19 protein-coding genes are annotated in these 16,818 nt (G+C 64.7%); 8 read left to right on the top strand and 11 right to left on the bottom strand.

The features are described 5' to 3' along the window. Positions 1 to 11: 11 nt before the first annotated feature. Positions 12 to 2,699 carry a sensor domain-containing protein gene (locus WN73_RS08985; RefSeq protein WP_271552418.1) on the bottom strand — a complete coding sequence of 896 codons (2,688 nt, stop codon included), beginning with the start codon at positions 2,697 to 2,699 and terminating at the stop codon, positions 12 to 14. 202 nt (positions 2,700 to 2,901) lie between these two features. Here WN73_RS08985 and WN73_RS08980 point away from each other — a divergent pair, with 202 nt between their 5' ends. After that, complete coding sequence (locus WN73_RS08980) at positions 2,902 to 4,005, top strand: NAD(P)/FAD-dependent oxidoreductase (RefSeq protein WP_271552416.1); 1,104 nt, start codon at positions 2,902 to 2,904, stop codon at positions 4,003 to 4,005. A gap of 222 nt (positions 4,006 to 4,227) precedes the next feature. Here the strand turns inward: WN73_RS08980 and WN73_RS08975 are convergent, their stop codons facing one another. Then, entirely contained in the window at positions 4,228 to 4,410 is a 183-nt protein-coding gene (locus WN73_RS08975; protein ID WP_008131172.1) for a YdcH family protein, read from the bottom strand. A 328-nt stretch (positions 4,411 to 4,738) separates the two neighbouring features. On the opposite strand from WN73_RS08975, the gene WN73_RS08970 reads away from it, so the two are divergent. The 3 genes from WN73_RS08970 to WN73_RS08960 all read left to right on the top strand — a co-directional run bounded on the left by WN73_RS08970 (position 4,739) and on the right by WN73_RS08960 (position 5,573). Beyond that, positions 4,739 to 4,945, top strand: a complete 207-nt coding sequence (locus WN73_RS08970) for a YdcH family protein (protein WP_011089847.1) — start codon at positions 4,739 to 4,741, stop codon at positions 4,943 to 4,945. A 141-nt stretch (positions 4,946 to 5,086) separates the two neighbouring features. Then, positions 5,087 to 5,299, top strand: coding sequence for a hypothetical protein (locus WN73_RS08965; protein WP_027545542.1), 213 nt, complete (start codon positions 5,087 to 5,089; stop codon positions 5,297 to 5,299). A 22-nt stretch (positions 5,300 to 5,321) separates the two neighbouring features. Continuing rightward, positions 5,322 to 5,573, top strand: a complete 252-nt coding sequence (locus tag WN73_RS08960) for a hypothetical protein (protein WP_011089849.1) — start codon at positions 5,322 to 5,324, stop codon at positions 5,571 to 5,573. A 108-nt stretch (positions 5,574 to 5,681) separates the two neighbouring features. Here the strand turns inward: WN73_RS08960 and WN73_RS08955 are convergent, their stop codons facing one another. Further along, complete coding sequence (locus WN73_RS08955) at positions 5,682 to 6,389, bottom strand: GGDEF domain-containing protein (RefSeq protein ID WP_271552411.1); 708 nt, start codon at positions 6,387 to 6,389, stop codon at positions 5,682 to 5,684. Positions 6,390 to 6,531: 142 nt separating this feature from the next. Here WN73_RS08955 and purE point away from each other — a divergent pair, with 142 nt between their 5' ends. Together purE and WN73_RS08945 are read left to right on the top strand one after the other, a co-directional pair. Further along, positions 6,532 to 7,020: a 5-(carboxyamino)imidazole ribonucleotide mutase gene (gene purE / locus WN73_RS08950; RefSeq protein WP_011089851.1), complete on the top strand. Its 489-nt coding sequence runs from the start codon at positions 6,532 to 6,534 to the stop codon at positions 7,018 to 7,020. Beyond that, entirely contained in the window at positions 7,017 to 8,123 is a 1,107-nt protein-coding gene (locus WN73_RS08945; protein WP_011089852.1) for a 5-(carboxyamino)imidazole ribonucleotide synthase, read from the top strand. The genes purE and WN73_RS08945 overlap by 4 nt, the downstream gene beginning before the upstream one ends. 96 nt (positions 8,124 to 8,219) lie before the next feature. Here WN73_RS08945 and aqpZ read toward each other — a convergent pair whose 3' ends face one another. Beyond that, positions 8,220 to 8,942: an aquaporin Z gene (gene aqpZ / locus WN73_RS08940; protein ID WP_011089853.1), complete on the bottom strand. Its 723-nt coding sequence runs from the start codon at positions 8,940 to 8,942 to the stop codon at positions 8,220 to 8,222. Positions 8,943 to 9,203: 261 nt separating this feature from the next. On the opposite strand from aqpZ, the gene rpsU reads away from it, so the two are divergent. Both rpsU and WN73_RS08930 read left to right on the top strand, forming a co-directional pair. Further along, complete coding sequence (rpsU, locus tag WN73_RS08935; protein ID WP_011089854.1) at positions 9,204 to 9,500, top strand: 30S ribosomal protein S21; 297 nt, start codon at positions 9,204 to 9,206, stop codon at positions 9,498 to 9,500. Between the two features lie 237 nt (positions 9,501 to 9,737). Beyond that, the gene (locus tag WN73_RS08930; protein WP_271552409.1) at positions 9,738 to 10,388 is read left to right on the top strand and encodes a tetratricopeptide repeat protein; all 651 of its coding nucleotides are present in this window, start codon (positions 9,738 to 9,740) and stop codon (positions 10,386 to 10,388) included. Between the two features lie 21 nt (positions 10,389 to 10,409). Here WN73_RS08930 and WN73_RS08925 read toward each other — a convergent pair whose 3' ends face one another. From WN73_RS08925 to WN73_RS08895, 7 genes are all read right to left on the bottom strand, one after another. Further along, positions 10,410 to 11,330 carry a hypothetical protein gene (locus WN73_RS08925; protein ID WP_271552408.1) on the bottom strand — a complete coding sequence of 307 codons (921 nt, stop codon included), beginning with the start codon at positions 11,328 to 11,330 and terminating at the stop codon, positions 10,410 to 10,412. 94 nt (positions 11,331 to 11,424) lie between these two features. After that, complete coding sequence (locus WN73_RS08920; RefSeq protein ID WP_271552407.1) at positions 11,425 to 11,709, bottom strand: cupin domain-containing protein; 285 nt, start codon at positions 11,707 to 11,709, stop codon at positions 11,425 to 11,427. Between the two features lie 90 nt (positions 11,710 to 11,799). Next, entirely contained in the window at positions 11,800 to 12,897 is a 1,098-nt protein-coding gene (locus tag WN73_RS08915; protein WP_011089858.1) for a calcium:proton antiporter, read from the bottom strand. Positions 12,898 to 12,946: 49 nt separating this feature from the next. Further along, on the bottom strand, positions 12,947 to 14,368 hold the full coding sequence (locus WN73_RS08910; RefSeq protein WP_271552406.1) for a sodium:proton antiporter: 1,422 nt from the start codon (positions 14,366 to 14,368) through the stop codon (positions 12,947 to 12,949). Positions 14,369 to 14,378: 10 nt separating this feature from the next. Beyond that, positions 14,379 to 15,176 carry an alpha/beta hydrolase gene (locus WN73_RS08905; protein ID WP_271552405.1) on the bottom strand — a complete coding sequence of 266 codons (798 nt, stop codon included), beginning with the start codon at positions 15,174 to 15,176 and terminating at the stop codon, positions 14,379 to 14,381. Positions 15,177 to 15,198: 22 nt separating this feature from the next. Next, complete coding sequence (locus WN73_RS08900) at positions 15,199 to 15,369, bottom strand: hypothetical protein (RefSeq protein WP_165448174.1); 171 nt, start codon at positions 15,367 to 15,369, stop codon at positions 15,199 to 15,201. A gap of 19 nt (positions 15,370 to 15,388) precedes the next feature. Then, complete coding sequence (locus tag WN73_RS08895) at positions 15,389 to 16,786, bottom strand: NAD(P)(+) transhydrogenase (Re/Si-specific) subunit beta (protein WP_011089861.1); 1,398 nt, start codon at positions 16,784 to 16,786, stop codon at positions 15,389 to 15,391. Positions 16,787 to 16,818: the final 32 nt, after the last annotated feature.

Genomic DNA, 16,818 nt, shown 5'->3' with positions numbered 1-16,818 from the left:
CGCTCCCATCACTAGCCGGTCTTGAGCGCAAGCTCCATGGCTTCGGCGCGGCCGACGAGGCCGGCATACTTCCCGATCGGCAGTGGCTTGCCGAGCAGATAGCCCTGCACGCCGTCGCAGCCCTCCTTGGCGAGGAAAGCGAGCTGGTCGAGCGTCTCGACGCCCTCGGCGATGATGGACATTTCGAGGCCGTGGCCGAGATCGATGACGGCGCGCACGATCGCCGCCGATTGCGGGTTGCGGCCGAGATTGATGATGAAGGCGCGGTCGATCTTGATCTTGTCAAACGGAAACGCCTGGAGATAGCTCAGCGAGGAATAGCCGCTGCCGAAATCGTCCATGGAGATGCGCACGCCGAGCGCCTTCAGCCGGCGCAGCAGCGCCAGGCCCCGGTCGAAATCCTCGATCAGCACGCCCTCGGTGATCTCGAGCTCGAGCCGGCCGGGCGCCAGGCCGGTTTCGATCAGGATCGAATGGACCAGCCCGACCACGTCGCCGTGCATGAACTGCGCCGGCGACAGATTGACCGCGACCTGGAGCGGCTTCGGCCAGGACGCCGCCTCGCGGCAGGCCTCGCGCAGGATCCACTCGCCCATCTCGACGATCAGGCCGCTCTCCTCGGCGATCGGGATGAATTCGGCCGGCGAGACCTGGCCACGCACCGGATGCTGCCAGCGCGCCAGCGCCTCGAAGCCGATGATCTCGCTCTCGGCGACGCTATGGCCGGCGGCCCCCTGCGGCTGGAAGGCGAGCGAGAGCTCGCCGTTCTTGATCGCCATCGACAGGTCCTGATGCAGCACGCGGCGATCGCGGATCTGCTGGTCCATCTCCGGCTGGTAGAGGCTGATCGTGCCGCGCGATTTCTGCTTGGCGCGGAACAGCGCCGCACCGGCATTGGCGAGCAACGAGGCGCCGTCGGCGCCATTGTGCGGGAAAATCGACATGCCGGTGGTGGCGCCGGCACGGACTGGCCGGCCGTCGATCTGGAATTCCCGCGCGACGGCTTCGCCGAGCTGCTGCGCCAGCGCAAGACCCGCCTCCGGCTGCTTGCCGTCGATGATCAGGCCGAACTCGTCGCCGGACAGGCGCGCCACCACGCCGCCGCGCGCGGAGTCCTGGAGCCGCTGGGCCACCTCGATCAGGAGCTTGTCGCCGAGCGCATGGCCGAAGACGTCGTTGACCTCCTTGAGGCCGTCGAGATCAACGCAGAGGACGGCGAACTCCTCGCCGGTGCCTTCGCAGGCCTCGATCATCTGAGTCAGCGCCTGCAGGAAGGCGGCACGGTTCGGCAGATCGGTGAGGCCGTCGTGATAGGCCATGTGCGCCATGCGCGACTCGGTCTGCCGGCGGTCGGTGACGTCTTCGTGGGTCTTGATCAGGTATTGCGGCTCGCCGGCATCGCTGAGCACGGTGGCGCGCCGGGTCAGGAACAGCCGCAGGCCGTCCTTGGTGGAGATCGGGTGCTCCTCGGTGATCATCCCGCGCTTCTTGATCGCAGCCTCGTCGCGCGCGATGATCAGCTTGGCTTCCTTGGGATTGAAGATGTCGGACGCGGTCAGGCCCGTGGCTTCCTCGCGCCTGCGGTTGAGGATCGTCTCGGCGCTGCGGTTGGCGAGCAGGTAGCGGCCGTCCTTGACCTGCTCGACGATCAGCGCCACCGGGATGTTGTCGACGACGAGCTCGAGGAATTTCTTGGTGCTCTCCAGCTCCTGCGACAGTGAGCGGCGGTCGGTGATGTCCTCGAACACGAGCATCAGGAATTCGGGCTTGTTGTTCTCGTTGCGGACCACGATCCGGATCGAGGCAACCATGCGCCGTTCACCGCCGCGGTCGACCTCGAACTCATTACGGAACTGGCCGTCCGGCGAATTGAGCGCCGCCCGGTCGGTCGCCTCGATGCTGGCCGCTGAGACGGGGGCAAACAGCTCGCGCGCGTTCTTGCCGACGACCTGGTCCCGCGTAAACCCCCAGAACCGCTCATAGGCGGTGTTGGCGAAGATGTAGCAGCCGTCCTCGATGTTCTTCGCGGCAACGCAGGCCGGCACGTTGTCGAGCACCGTTTCCAGGAACTGCTTGGTCGAGGCGAGCTGCCGCGACAGCCTGCGCTCCTCGCTGACGTCGAGATGCGTCGCCACCGAGCCGCCGTTCGGCAGCACAAAGTATTTTACCAGGATGGCCCGGCCGTCAGGCAGTTCGGTGATCAGACCGTTGCCGCTTGCCGCCTTCTCGTAGAATTCCTTATCGGAGACGCCACCAAGGACCCCGCGCTTGCGCCGCAGCTCGAGGATGTCGTGGCCGTTCATGTCGGCCCACAGATCCGACCGTGACAGGCCATAGATCTCGAGATAGCGGTCATTGCAGAAGATGACGCGCCGCTGCGCATCGGTCATCACCACGCCCTGGTTGAGATTGTTCATGGCGGAGGAGACGAAGGCGTTGCGCCGCAGCTGCAACCGCCTGGTCCGGCGCAGCGCGGAGTGGATCCACAACGCGATTGCCACCAGGAACGCACAGACGACGATGCCCCCGATCAGGCCTTCCCAGATCAGGTTGGGATCGAGGTTGTCGAGCGAGCTCGGCGGGGCGAAGCTGTCCGACAGCGCAAAGGCACGCGCAGGCGCGACCGTGCCGGCCAGGCACACGACGGCCTGCACAGCAATCAGAATCGTGCTGTCCGCGTGCCAGTTCTTCTCAGCCATCAGCCACCCGCGATTTCAACGTCGGATTGTCTGGCCTCACGGGTTTGGATCGGGTAAACGCCTGTACGCGCAACAGAAAAATGTCACGTTAAATACGGCAATTGCCCTGACATGATAAATGCTTCCTTAACGGAAAATGACCCCGCGCCCTCGTTCCCGGGCTTGATGCCACCGGCGCTTCCAGCGGACCTCCTGCACAACCATGGATAGGGTCGACTGCATCGTCATCGGAGCCGGCGTGGTCGGGCTCGCGGTAGCTCGAAAGCTGGCCCAGGCCGGGCGCGAGGTCATCGTGCTCGAGGAAGCCGAGGCCATCGGCACCATCACCTCCTCGCGCAACAGCGAGGTGATCCATGCCGGCATCTACTACCGCGCCGGAAGCTGGATGGCGCGCATGTGCGTCAGCGGCAAGCACGCGCTCTACCGCTACTGCGGCGAGCGCGGCATCCCGCATAAAAATTGCGGCAAGCTGATCGTCGCGACCAATGCGAAGGAAACCGAGAAGCTGCAATCGATCAAGGCGCACGCCGAGGCCAATGGCGTGCTCGACATGCAGTTGCTCACGGGCGAGGCCGCACGCGCGCTGGAGCCGGCGCTCGCCTGCGACGCCGCGCTGCTCTCGCCCTCGACCGGCATCATCGACAGCCACGCCTACATGCTCTCGCTGCGCGGCGAGGCCGAGGAAGCCGGCGCGGCCTTCGCGTTTCACACCCCGCTGATCCGTGCCAAGGCGGCCGCCGGCATGATCGAGGTCGAGGCCGGCGGCGAGGCACCGATGGCGCTGCAATGCAGCCTCCTCGTCAACGCTGCGGGCCTCGCGGCGACAACGGTGGCGCGCAATATCGACGGCATGCCGCTGGACCGGATTCCGCTGGCCTATCTGGCCAAGGGAAATTACTTCAGCTGCAACGCCAAGGCGCCGTTCTCGCACCTGATCTATCCGGTGCCCGAGCCCGGCGGCCTCGGCGTGCATCTGACGCTGGACATGGCGGGGCAGGCGCGTTTCGGCCCTGACGTCGAGTGGATCGAGACGATCAACTACGAGGTCGATCCGTCACGCGCCGAGCGCTTCTATCCGGCGATCCGGAGATACTGGCCGACGCTGCCTGACGGCGCGTTGATGCCGAGCTATTCGGGCATCCGCCCGAAGATCGTGCCGCCGGCGGTCGCCACGCAGGATTTCCTGATGCAGGGTCCGCGCGATCACGGCGTGGCAGGCCTGATCAACCTGTTCGGCATCGAATCGCCGGGACTGACGTCCTCGCTCGCGATCGCCGATCACGTCGCCGAGCTCGCAAATATCTGAAGCGTCTTCAAGCGAAGCGGATACCACTTCGCGCAAAGAAGAAAACGCGTCCAAACAAGAAGCCGGAGCTATTTCCGTTCCGATTCCGTCGGAACGGAAATAGCTCTGGACGCCGCGCAAATGTCCTTGCGCGGCTTCGCATCTTCCAACAGGGATGAGCGCAACAGCACTCACCCCTGCCTGAAGGGGTACGATCAAACTCGACGCTGAATACGGGGTTTACTAGTGAAGCGTGTCGCCAGTATGCTTCAGACGCTCGATCTGGTCCTTGACCATCAACTTCCGGCGCTTCAACTCAACAATTTGCAGGTCGTCTGTTGAAAGGTGCACGAGAGCTTCGTGCAATTCGTTTTCGAGAGTTTTATGCTTCCGTTCCAATTCAACCAGATGTGCCTGAATTGTCATTCGAAACCTCCTCGGTAGGGGTGACCTTGGATTCGATCCGGACGACGAAGTGTACATCACCGATTCGTTCTGTCGATGGATATCCGTCGTCGCCTTGTCATTTTTGAAAATTCATATGTAACGAAGCGTGAGTAAGGAACCGCGCTGGGAAAAATCCATGATATCAATGCGCTTGCGCAGCGCCGCAGCGAACCGTCGAAATATCTTGCGAGAGATCGGTGAGCGACGGCCCGAGATCGCTTGCGGTCACGGCGCGCAAGGACGATAATTTCCACAGGGCATCCACAGCCTTAATCTCACGACTATCGGTTTTTCGGCCACCGCAGACATGACCCATGAAGACGAGAGCGAACTCGAAGCCGAGCTCGCCCGGTTGCAGCAGGAACACCGAGATCTCGACGCGGCGATCGATGCACTGCATCAATCGCCTGCCCCCGACCTATTGCGGTTACAGCGGCTAAAGAAGCGCAAGCTGTTGTTGCGCGACCGCATCGCCTTCATCGAAGACCAGATCACGCCCGACATCATCGCCTGATCCCCAGCGGGCTTTTCGCGGCGGGGCGAGCCGGGTGAATCCTCTTGACTCCAAAAGAACAAAATAGGAACATTCAGGCACCAAACGCCCCCAGGAAACGCCCCAGAGAAACGCCCAAGGAACCTAGCAAGGACAACGCAGATGTCGGCAACCGCCCTTTTGGACAACAGCCATTATGAACAGGCCTGCGATCAGGCGATCGCGATGTGCGACGGCAATCTGCGCAGCACCATCAAGGCGCTGATCATGGCCAACGAATATCTGGAGGCGGAGCTCGAGGAATTGCAGGCGGCGATCTCAGCCGGCTGCATTCCGGAGACCTCTCGCAGCAAGGCGCGGAGCAGCGCCGCCTGATGTTGATGATCGGAGCAACGCCATGTCGGACGTCACCTACTACGTTGCAATGCCCTTCCTGATCGATGACGACGGATCGCCGGTCGCCGGCGCCGCGGAGGAATGTCAGTCCTCGACGGCCGCGCTGCGGCGCGCCGAAATTCTGGCGCGCGGCGCCGGCCACATCGGCGCGGTCGCATTTTGCCGCAGCGGCGATCCCATGACCGGCGAATTCGGCGACGCGACGCTGCTGCGCAAGTTCGGCAACGTGCCGGAAGATCTGGCCACGTTGTAGGGCATTTATTGTTTGAGCATGATCTCCGCGCAAACGCGTTTCGCATTTGTCGCGAGGAAAATTGCTGCACACTTTGCGCTAGCGCGGCCCTTCGGGTCCGGATCATGCTCAGTTGCTGACCAGCCTGATCCGCGGCTCGTGCCGCCGGCGCGCCTTGCGCACATACATTGCGGCATCCGCCTCCTCCAAGGCGCGGCCTGCGTCGGAATGCGCCCCCAGCAACGCGACGCCGGCGGAGGCGCCCGCGGTCACATTCTGGCTGCGGAAGACGAAGGATAATTCGTCGATCGCCTGCTCGAAGGCCGCGGCCTTCGCCTTGGCATCGGTCTCGTTGAGATTCCACAGCAGCAGCGCGAACTCGTCGCCGCCGAGCCGGCCGACTACGTCGGAGGCGCGGACCTGCCGCGTCAGCGCGCCGACGATCGCCTTGAGCACCTCGTCGCCGGCGGCGTGGCCGAAGGAATCGTTGATAGGCTTCAGCCGATCGACATCGAGCACGATCAGCGCGCCGGTGGCGCGATAGCGCTTCATGTAGGCGATGGCGCGTGTGAGCTCGCGCTCGAAGCCGCGCCGGTTCGGAATCTCGAGCAGGAAATCGGTGTCGGCGGCAGCTTCCAGTTCCGCGACCCGCCGCTCCGCCGCCTTGAGCTTGCTCCGCAGCCCGCGGATGATCTTTGCACTGTCCTTGGTGCCATCAAGCGACGCTCCGCGCCGCGGCGGCTTGGCCGGACGCTTGGTGGCAGGTTTGGACCGGCTGGCGCTGATTTTCCGGCCCTTTTTGGCCTTCGCAGCGCTCGCCCTTTTTGGTTTCTTCATGGGCATCCTGCTCAATGAAGGCTTGCGGGGATTCACCAAGACAGGATAGTGCATTCCCTTCTCCTTGCCACCGCCTTGCGAGCCGCCGGCCGGAACCGTTAATCTGGCCTATGTTTCTGTTTTCCCGAGCACAATTAACGTCATGACCGCGCCGATCGCCATCATCATGGGAAGCCAGTCGGACTGGGACACGATGCGGCATGCCGCCGACACGCTCGAGGCGCTCGGCGTTGCCGCCGAGACCCGCATCGTTTCGGCACACCGCACCCCCGACCGGCTGGTCGCTTTCGCCAAGGGCGCCAAGGCGGCGGGTTACAAGATCATCATCGCCGGCGCGGGCGGCGCTGCACATTTGCCGGGCATGGCGGCGGCACTGACGGAGCTCCCGGTCTTCGGTGTTCCCGTCGAATCGAAGACGCTCAAGGGCGTCGATTCGCTCTATTCGATCGTGCAGATGCCCGCGGGCATCCCGGTCGGCACCCTTGCCATCGGCAAGGCCGGCGCGATCAACGCGGCGCTGCTTGCTGCCGCCGTGCTGGCGCTGTCCGACCCAGCCTTGTCCGACCGCCTCGCCGCCTGGCGCAAGGCACAGACCGAGGCGGTCGCCGAGCGCCCGGAGGACAAGGCGTGACCGACGCAAAGCAGGTGAAGCTGAAGCCCGGCGACACGATCGGAATCCTCGGCGGCGGACAATTGGGGCGGATGCTGGCCATGGCCGCGGCGCGGCTCGGACTGCGCTGCCAGGTGTTCTCGCCCGATCCGGACTCGCCGGCCTTCGACGTCGTGCTGAACGCGACCTGCGCCGAATATGCCGACGTCGAGGCGCTCGAGCTGTTCGCCAACGACGTCGACGTCATCACCTACGAATTCGAGAACGTCCCGGCGGCCGCCGCGATGGTGCTGGACGCGCGCCGCCCGGTGTTGCCCAACCGCAAGATCCTGGAGACCACCCAGGACCGGCTCGCCGAGAAGGATTTCGTGACGCGGCTCGGCATCGGCACCGCAGCCTATGCCGACGTCACCTCCGTCCCCTCGTTGCGCGAGGCGATTTTAAGGATCGGTCTTCCGGCCGTGCTGAAGACCCGCCGCTTCGGCTATGACGGCAAGGGCCAGGCCATCATCCGCGCGGGCGACGACATCGCCAAGGTCTGGACCAGCCTCGCCACCAAATCGGCGATCCTGGAGGCCTTCGTGCCGTACGAGCGCGAGATCTCCGTGATCGCCGCGCGCTCGGTCGCGGGCCAGGTGGAATGTTTCGACGTCACCGAGAACGAGCACCGCGACCACATCCTGAAGATATCGCGCGCGCCCGCGCCGATCCCGGACGCGCTCGCCGAAGAGGCGCGCAGCATCGCAAGCAAGATCGCAAGCGCGCTCGACTATGTCGGCGTGCTGGCGGTGGAGATGTTCGTGCTCGCCAATGGCACCGGACCAAAGGTGTTGGTCAACGAGATCGCCCCGCGCGTGCACAATTCCGGACACTGGACACTCGACGGCGCCTCCGTCTCGCAATTCGAGCAGCACATCCGCGCCATTGCCGGCTGGCCGCTCGGCAAGCCGGTGCGCCACGGCGAGATCGTCACCATGACCAATCTGATCGGCGACGAGATCAACGATTACGAGAAGTGGCTGAGCGTTCCGGGCGCGACCATCCACATCTATGGCAAGGGCGCACCGCGCCCCGGCCGCAAGATGGGCCATGTCACCGAGGTCCGGCCGCCCCGGGACAAGTGACGGGACCGCGGCAACCGCCGCGATCCCTTGCCGATTGGATTTTGTTTTGACGCGTTGTCTTGACGCGAACCGGTATCCACTTCGCTCGAAAACGCTCTAGGCCGCCTTCGCGCCTGCGACGACGCCGGTGGGCTCCTCGCTGAGCCAGCGATAGATCACCCCGCCAAGCGCGCCGCCGATCAGTGGCGCGACCCAGAACAGCCAGAGCTGCGCCATCGCCCAGCCGCCGACGAACAGCGCGGGGCCCGTACTGCGCGCCGGGTTCACCGACGTGTTGGTGACGGGAATGCTGACGAGATGGATCATCACCAGCGCAAGCCCGATCGCGAGCGGCGCGAAGCCCGCGGGCGCGCGGCCATGGGTGGCACCCATGATGATGAACAGGAACATCATGGTCATCACCACCTCGGTGAGGAAGCAGGCCATCATGCTGTACTGGCCGGGCGAATGCGCGTCGTACCCGTTCGACGCGAAGCCCTTGGTGACGTCGAAGCCTGGGGCGCCGCTGGCGATGATGTAGAGCAGTTCGGCGGCAACGATCGCACCGCAGACCTGCGCAATCACGTAAGGCAGGATCTGTCCGGCCGGAAAGCGCCCGCCGGCGGCAAGGCCGACCGTGACGGCCGGATTGAGATGACAGCCCGAGATGTGACCGATCGCGTAGGCCATGGTGACGACGCTTAAGCCGAAAGCCAGGGACACGCCGACCAGGCCGATTCCGACCTGCGGGAAACCGGCGGCGATCACCGCGCTGCCACAACCTGCGAATGTGAGCCAAAAGGTGCCGATGGCCTCGGCAGCATATTTCTTCATATCCATGTGTCGTCCCCTCATTTCAAAGTTTCCGGAACAAAGCTCCGGTCGCCGCCCCGCCAAAGGCACCAAATCTCCCAAATCGGGGCCGCACAGAGGTATTTTCGCCCCATTTAATGGCTGAACTTGGCCCGAAAACCCGCTTGGCAGGTGGACATCCAGGGTTTTGTCTGATACATCCGCGCGCTCAAGGCTAAGGGCTTGTGCGTTTTGCCATCCCCTTTGACTTACCAGAATTCAAATCCGATCCACTGAAGAGGATGCCGCGTGCAGGTTCTCGTTCGCGATAACAATGTCGATCAAGCCCTCAAGGCGCTGAAGAAGAAGATGCAGCGCGAGGGTATTTTCCGCGAGATGAAGCTCCGCGGTCACTACGAAAAGCCCTCTGAGAAGAAGGCCCGCGAAAAGGCCGAAGCCGTGCGCCGCGCGCGCAAGCTGGCCCGCAAGAAGCTCCAGCGTGAAGGCCTGCTGCCGATGAAGCCGAAGCCGGTGTTCGGCGCTGGCGCCGGTGGTGAGCGCGGCGGCCGTGGCGGCCCGGGTGCTGGTCCGCGCGGACCGCGCTGATTTGCCGAATTTGTAAGACCTCAGTTTTCGATAACGCGGGCCGCTGGCCCGCGTTATTGTTTGTGAGCGGTGCCTTTCTGGGACGGGGCACTACCGATGCGGCGCTAAAGCGCGACGAGGTTGGTCGTCGCGCTTTAGATTGTTGTTTGAGCATGATCCTTTCGGAAAACCGCGGCACACTTTGCGCTGACGCGGCCCTTCGGGTCCGGATCATGCTCTAGCGCGAGCGAACCGTAGATGGCCTCCCCTTTCCCCAAGCGTGGCTTGGCGCGACTGCGCCAGATCTGGCAGCAACCGTTCGCACTGGCCTTGATGGGGATCGCACTAAGCGGCTGCTCCTTCGATCTGGGATCGCTGATGCCGGAGAAGGAAAAGCCGCAGGAGGCCCCCAAGGCGGCGGCCGCCACCGAGAGCGCGGTCAGCCCCGGCAACGTCACTGAGGCCCAGGCCCACACCGCAAAGGCCCAGGCCCTGGCCAAGTCAGGCGAGACGGCTGCAGCGCTCGACGAATTCAATCGCGCGGTCGGGCTCGATCCCTACAACGCGCAGGCGCTGTATGGTCGCGCGCTGATCTACCAGGGCAACAACCAGCACGATTTCGCCGTCGCCGATTTCACCGCCGCGAGCGGGCTCAACCCGCAAAAGGCCGAGCCCCTACTCGGCCGCGCCATCAGCCATCTCGCCCTCGGCAAGATCAAGGAGGCTACGGCCGATCTCGACGAGGCTTCCGAGGCCGATCCGCACAATGCCCAGGTCTGGACCGCGCGCGGGCAGGCCTATGAGCGGCTGGGTGACAAGGCCAAGGCGGCAGCGTCCTACACCAAGGCAGTCGCACTTCGTCCACGCGACGATACCGCCCGCAGCGGCCTCGCCCGCGTCGGCGGCTGACAGCGCGGCGCAAGGGCCGTCTTAGTCGGGGGTGGCGCTCTTCGGCAGAACGGCGTGGAACATCGACTTGACGCCGGACAGCATCTCGTCGGCGACATTGGTCTTCTTCGGCCGCGGCACGGACACACCGGCATCGGCATCGGCACGCAGATCGAGCGGAGGCGCGATCACCGGCACGGGAATGTCAGCCGGCGGCGTGATCCGATTCGGGTCGTCATTGCCGACCGAGGCCGTGTAGGACGGCGACGAACCGCCATTGCCATACGGCTCGGGCGAGGGCGTGGACACCGTGATCGGCGGCGGCAGCGGACGGACCGCGGACGGCTCCGTCGTGACGACACGCGGGGCCTCGGGGACGCGGGTGGCCTCGCGCACCGCGGGCTCGGCGGTCCGCTCGACCGGCTTGGTCTCGGCGGCTTTGGCTTCGGCAGCCTTGCCCTCAGGCGACTTGCGAAGACGCTCGATGGCGGCACGCGCCAGATCGTTGGCGTCGGGGGCCGCAGCCGGGGACGCCGCGGCCGGCGCAGAATTGGCCTCCACCACCGGGGCGGTAGCTGCCGGGATCGACTTCGCGGCCGCCTTCTCGCGCGCCGGGGGGCGGCCATGCGAGGTGGTGTCGGCGGGAGCGACGTCCGCAGCCTTGGTCTCAGGCTTGTCGGCGGGCTTCTCGGCCGCAGCCTTGTCGGTCGCAGTCTTGTCGGTCGCAGTTTTCTCGGAAACGCTCTTTTCGGAGATACCCTTGGCCTTGACGCCGGGCGCCGGCAGGTTGGCGACGTCGGCGGGCTTGCCGTTCTTGCCAGCCTCGGCGGGTGCCACCACGGCCGTAGGGGTATCGGCCGCCGGCTTGGCGTTGATGTAGTGATTAACGATGTACGCCCCGATGATCGTCGCGAGCACCGAGGGGAAAATATCCATCGAGATTTTAGCGAGGTATTTCAGCATTTCTCGGCCACTCCCCGCGCGATCTGATGCGGGAACTTTGGGGCATTGTAAGGGATCAACTGCGACGGATCGATGGCAAACGGTAACGCCGGACTTACGGCTTCAGCTCGATCTCAAGGAACACGATCTCAGTTGAGGTTTCGTTAAGTACGTCGTGCTGGACGCCGGCTTTGCGGAAGTAGGATTTTCCGGCCGCAAGCTGCGCCTTGGAACGCTCGCCGCCGGGGGCCACGATGGTCATTTCGCCGGCGACGACAGGAACAATCACATAGTCCATCCCGTGGGTGTGGTGCCCGGTCGCGCTGCCCGGGGCGAGCCGCCATTCGGTCACCCGGACCTCTTCGTTGTCGATCTGAACCTCGGACTTGGCGGCAAGCATAGGGAACTCCTTCAGGCATGATCCGGAAAAGTGTGGGGCGGTTTTCCGGAAAGACCATGCTCAAACAATAACCAGAAGCGCGAGCGCGCTTCAGGGCACGAAAACCATGAACACGTAGACGGCAAATACCACCATATGGACCAGCCCGAACAGGACATTGGTCCTGCCCGTGCCGAAGGTCAGCATGCTCAAAAAGAAGGTCAGGAGCAAAAGGACGCTGCCCTGGGCGCTGAGGCCGAGTTCGAGCTCCTTGTCGAAGGCGTAGGTAGCGATGCCGACGGCCGGGATGGTGAGACCGATGGTCGCCAGCGAGGAGCCGAGGGCGAGGTTGATGCTCTTCTGGAGATCGTTCTTGCGGGCCGCCGCAATGGCCGAGACACCTTCGGGCATCAGGATCAGGAGCGCGACCAGAAGGCCGGCAAAGGCCGGCGGCGCGCCGATCCTGGCGGCCACGGCATCGACCACGAGCGAGAATTTCTTGGCCAGCAGCACGACTGCCAGGAGCGAGACCAGGAGCAGCCCCACGGTGAGCGCGAGCGCCCCGGCCGACGGGTGCGCCTCCCCGCCCTCGCCCTCCGCCCGTTCATGAACGAAGTAGTCCTTGTGCAGGACGGTCTGGGTGTAGAGAAACACCGCGTAGAGCGCGAGCGTCACCACGTCGACGAAGCCGAGCTGAACCGCCGAATAGACCGGGCCCGGCGTGGTGGTGGTGTAATTCGGCATGATCAGCGTGATGGTCGCGAGTGCGAACAGGACGCTGAGATAGACGTTGGCCCCGGAGAGCTGAAAACCCTGCTCGCGATAGCGCAGGCCGCCGATAAAGATGCAGAGCCCGACGAGACCGTTGCAGACGATCATGACCACGGCGAACACGGTGTCGCGCGCCAGTTCCGGCGCCGGCTTGTCGCCCAGCATGATCGTGGTGATCAGGGCCACCTCGATGATGGTCACCGAGAGCGTCAGCACCAGCGTGCCATAGGGCTCGCCGACCCGTTCGGCGATCACTTCGGCATGATGAACGGCGGCGAACACCGTGCCGAACAGGATGACCAGAAGGACGATGGCGAAGACGAGCCCGCCCAGCGAGAGCGTGAAGACGTAGCCCGTCGCACTGACGGCCGCAAACAACAGCACGGCCAGCGCCGGGAAGATCCAGGCCGACCGTGGCATCGGATTATGCGCGCTCATCCACCAGCTCCAGTTGTAGATCCGAGCAGTAGCAAATCGGCCGGCAGATTCAATGCCAGTGCAGGAGCGGCGCGACCGGCAGGACGGTCAGCAGCAGGAACAGCGGGATCAGCACGGCGCCGGCGCGCAGGAGATAGCCGAAGAAGCTCGGCATCTCGACGCCGTTTTCGCGGGCGATGCTGGCGACCATGAAGTTCGGCGCATTGCCGATATAGGTGAGCGCCCCCATGTAGACCGCGCCCATGGAGATGGAGGCGAGCGTGCCCGAGAGCGCATGCATCAGCACCTGCGGGTCGCCGCCGGCGAGCTCGAAGAACAGCAGATAGGTCGGCGCATTGTCGAGGAACGCCGACATCACACCCGTGAACCAGAAATAGGCGACCTCGCGCGGCGTTCCGTCCGGTGCCGTGACGGCGGACAAAAGCCAGGCGAAGGCGCCGTGGTGCCCGGCATCGAGCATGGCAATGACCGGGATGATGGCGACAAAGATGCCCGCGAACAGCTTTGCGACTTCGCGGATCGGCTCCCAGGTGAAGCCGTTGGCCTGCCTGTGCTCGTCCGGCGTCAGCCACACCGACAGCGCCGCAATGGCCAGCAGTGCCACGTTGCGGGCGATGTCTTCCAGCTCCAGCCTGGTTCCGAGAATGTCGAAGGCAATGCCGGGCTTCCACATCGCCGAGGCCAGCAGGCTCGCGACGATGGCTGCAATCAGCACGAGGTTGACGAGGCCGCGAATCCGCAGCGGCTTCGCGGGGCCCGCGTCTTCCTGCAACGGCTCGCTACGGAAGCGCCAGACGTCGATGACGACGAAGATCGCCAGCAACAATCCGGCAACGATCGTCGTCTGCAGCCAGATGTTCCGCGTGGTCCAGAAGAAGTCGACGCCGTGCAGGAAGCCGACGAACAGCGGGGGATCGCCGAGCGGGCTCAGCGCGCCGCCGACATTGGCGACCAGGATGATGAAGAAGATGACGACATGAGCGTTGCGGCGCCGCGGCCGGTTGGCCCGGATCAGGGGGCGGATCAGGATCATCGCCGCCCCGGTGGTGCCGACGACGCTCGCCATCAGCGTGCCGAGCGCGAGGATGCCGGCATTCGCCGCCGGCGTGCCCCTGATGTCGCCCGTGATGAGAATGCCGCCGGCCACGACATAGAGCGAGAACAGCAGCACGATGAAGCCGAGATATTCGGCGAGCATGGCGTGGACGAGTGCGGCCAGCGTCGCCATGCCTCCTGCGAGCCAGACCAGCGAGCCGAGCGCCAGCAGTGACCAGGCCGCGGCGATCTTGCCGTAATGGTGGTGCCAGAACTTTGCAAACAGCAGCGGCCCGAGCGCGATCGACAGCAGGAGACCGGCAAAGGGCAGTGCATAGGGCCAGCGCATCGCCGCGCCGTCGAGTTCCGTCGCGGCCCATGCCTGCTGCGGCAACAGCGCGAGGATCGCAGCGACGGACAGGTCGCCGCGCAGCATCACGAGCCGTCTAGGAAGCAATGAAGCGCTTTGCTGTTTCAATCGCACCGAAAGCATCAAGATTGTCGTGTCCGCCGCCCGCAAAGCGAACGAACTGCTTCGGTTCATGCGCGAGCGCGAACAGACGCTCTCCGAACACGATCGGAATGGCAAGGTCATTGGTGCCATGCATCACCAATAGCGGCACCGTGACGCGCGCAATTCGCTCGTCGGAGCGAAACTGATCGCGCATCAGGAGGCGGACCGGAGCGAAGCGGAACAGCGCGGCGCCGACCTCAACCGTCGAGGTGTACGGCGCCTCCAGGACCAGTTTGCGGACCGGATGTTCGGAGGCGATGGCGACCGCAACGCCCGTTCCGAGCGAAAAGCCCCAGGAGACGATTCGTTCCGCCGCGTAGCGCGCCGTCGTGAAGGCGTAGGCGGCCGCGGCATCGCGCAGCAGGCCCTCCTCGCTCGGCGCGCCGGAGGAGCCGGCATAGCCGCGATAGGACAGCGCGACGAGGCCGGTGCCGTCGGCGGTCATCGCCTTGAAGCGGCTGACGCCGCCCGCGAGAAAATCGCCGTTGCCCGGAAAATACAGAATCACGGGGCGGCCGGGCCTGGCCGGCACGTGCCAGACGATGACTTTCTCGGCATCGGACGTGGTCAGGACGTGCTCTTCCGCCTCAGGCAGGCCGGCGGCATCCGGAGCGGTGCGACCGACGGGTGGGATCGGAAACAGCATCTCGCGCTGCCGGACATACAGCACGACGAGACCGGCGCAATAGACGGCCGCGAGCAGGATGGCGATCCACTTGACGATGGTCATGATGATGCGGCCGGTCTCCGGCTCAGGGCTTGCGCCGGCTCCGCAGCAATTTCATGACGTCGAGCCGGATGCTCGCGGGAACGTCGCGGCAGCCGCACGCCGCCGCATGCGCGGCGTGCCATTTGACGCGCTGCTCGCGCGTCGCTTTGGGTGGCATGCGATGGGACCGGTGCCATTCCTTGTTGATGGCCACGATCCGCTTCCCTCGCGGGCTACATCGCCTTGACGATGTTCTCGGTGACCTTCTTGGCGTCGCCGAGCAGCATCATGGTGTTGTCGCGGTAGAACAGCGGATTGTCGATGCCGGCATAGCCCGAGGCGAGCGAGCGCTTGATGAACATCACGGTGCCGGCCTTCCAGACCTGGAGCACGGGCATGCCGTAGATCGGGGAGGTCTTGTCCTCTTCGGCCGCCGGGTTGGTGACGTCGTTGGCGCCGATCACGAAGGCGATATCGGCCTGCGCGAACTCGGAGTTGATGTCCTCGAGCTCGAACACCTCGTCATAGGGCACGTTGGCTTCGGCCAGCAGCACGTTCATGTGGCCGGGCATGCGGCCGGCCACGGGGTGAATGGCGTATTTCACCTCGACGCCTTCCTTCTTCAGCATGTCGGCCATTTCGCGCAGCGCGTGCTGGGCCTGCGCCACCGCCATGCCGTAGCCGGGCACGATGATGACCTTGGAGGCGTTCTTCATGATGAAGGCCGCGTCATCCGCCGAGCCGAGCTTGGCGGGCTTCTGCTCGCCGGTGCCGCCGCCGGCGGCAGCCGTCTCGCCGCCGAAGCCGCCGAGAATGACCGAGATGAAGGACCGGTTCATCGCGTGGCACATGATGTAGGACAGGATCGCGCCCGAGGAGCCGACCAGCGCGCCGGTGATGATCAGCGCGGAGTTGCCGAGGGTGAAGCCGATACCAGCCGCGGCCCAACCGGAGTAGGAGTTCAGCATCGAGATCACGACCGGCATGTCGGCGCCGCCGATCGGGATGATCATGAGCACGCCGAGCGCCAACGCGAGGATAACGATCATCCAGAAGTCGAACGCGCTGCCGGTCAGCACGAGACCGACGATGAAGAACACCAGCGCCACGGCGAGCGCGATGTTGATGATGTGACGGAACGGCAGGATGATCGGCGCACCGCTCATCCGCGCGGACAGCTTCAGGAACGCGATCACCGAACCGGTGAAGGTCAGCGCGCCGATGGCGACGCCGAGCGACATTTCAACGAGGCTCTGGCCATGGATGTTGCCGGGCGTGCCAATGTCGAACGCTTCAGGCGCGTAGAACGCGCCGGCAGCGACCAGCACCGCGGCCATGCCGACCAGCGAGTGGAAGGCAGCGACCAGTTCCGGCATCGAGGTCATCGGCACGCGGCGCGCGATGACCGCGCCGATGGCGCCGCCGATGGCGATGCCGACGATGACCAGCACCCAGGCCAGGCCGTCAGCCGGCGGATGGTTGGCGAGCGTGGTGGCGACCGCGATCGCCATGCCGATCATGCCGAACAAATTGCCCTGGCGCGAAGAGGCCGGGCTCGACAATCCCCGCAGCGACAGGATGAACAGCACCCCCGCCACGAGATACAAGAATGCAGAGAGATTGGCGTTCATCTCAGGTCCCCATTGATCCCTTCAGCCCGAGG

The organism is Bradyrhizobium sp. CCBAU 45394, assembly GCF_028128655.1.
In the GTDB taxonomy this organism is placed as follows: Bacteria; Pseudomonadota; Alphaproteobacteria; order Rhizobiales; family Xanthobacteraceae; genus Bradyrhizobium; species Bradyrhizobium diazoefficiens.
This window is presented reverse-complemented; position numbering and strand designations above follow the sequence as displayed.

Bases quoted from the DNA above. Each gene is read 5' to 3' on its own strand.
- WN73_RS08985 (WP_271552418.1), bottom strand. From the start codon at position 2,699: ATGGCTGAGAAGAACTGGCACGCGGACAGCACGATTCTGATTGCTGTG.
- WN73_RS08980 (WP_271552416.1), top strand. From the start codon at position 2,902: ATGGATAGGGTCGACTGCATCGTCATCGGAGCCGGCGTGGTCGGGCTC.
- WN73_RS08975 (WP_008131172.1), bottom strand. From the start codon at position 4,410: ATGACAATTCAGGCACATCTGGTTGAATTGGAACGGAAGCATAAAACT.
- WN73_RS08970 (WP_011089847.1), top strand. From the start codon at position 4,739: ATGACCCATGAAGACGAGAGCGAACTCGAAGCCGAGCTCGCCCGGTTG.
- WN73_RS08965 (WP_027545542.1), top strand. From the start codon at position 5,087: ATGTCGGCAACCGCCCTTTTGGACAACAGCCATTATGAACAGGCCTGC.
- WN73_RS08960 (WP_011089849.1), top strand. From the start codon at position 5,322: ATGTCGGACGTCACCTACTACGTTGCAATGCCCTTCCTGATCGATGAC.
- WN73_RS08955 (WP_271552411.1), bottom strand. From the start codon at position 6,389: ATGAAGAAACCAAAAAGGGCGAGCGCTGCGAAGGCCAAAAAGGGCCGG.
- purE (WP_011089851.1), top strand. From the start codon at position 6,532: ATGACCGCGCCGATCGCCATCATCATGGGAAGCCAGTCGGACTGGGAC.
- aqpZ (WP_011089853.1), bottom strand. From the start codon at position 8,942: ATGGATATGAAGAAATATGCTGCCGAGGCCATCGGCACCTTTTGGCTC.
- WN73_RS08930 (WP_271552409.1), top strand. From the start codon at position 9,738: ATGGCCTCCCCTTTCCCCAAGCGTGGCTTGGCGCGACTGCGCCAGATC.
- WN73_RS08925 (WP_271552408.1), bottom strand. From the start codon at position 11,330: ATGCTGAAATACCTCGCTAAAATCTCGATGGATATTTTCCCCTCGGTG.
- WN73_RS08920 (WP_271552407.1), bottom strand. From the start codon at position 11,709: ATGCTTGCCGCCAAGTCCGAGGTTCAGATCGACAACGAAGAGGTCCGG.
- WN73_RS08915 (WP_011089858.1), bottom strand. From the start codon at position 12,897: ATGAGCGCGCATAATCCGATGCCACGGTCGGCCTGGATCTTCCCGGCG.
- WN73_RS08910 (WP_271552406.1), bottom strand. From the start codon at position 14,368: ATGCTGCGCGGCGACCTGTCCGTCGCTGCGATCCTCGCGCTGTTGCCG.
- WN73_RS08905 (WP_271552405.1), bottom strand. From the start codon at position 15,176: ATGACCATCGTCAAGTGGATCGCCATCCTGCTCGCGGCCGTCTATTGC.
- WN73_RS08895 (WP_011089861.1), bottom strand. From the start codon at position 16,786: ATGAACGCCAATCTCTCTGCATTCTTGTATCTCGTGGCGGGGGTGCTG.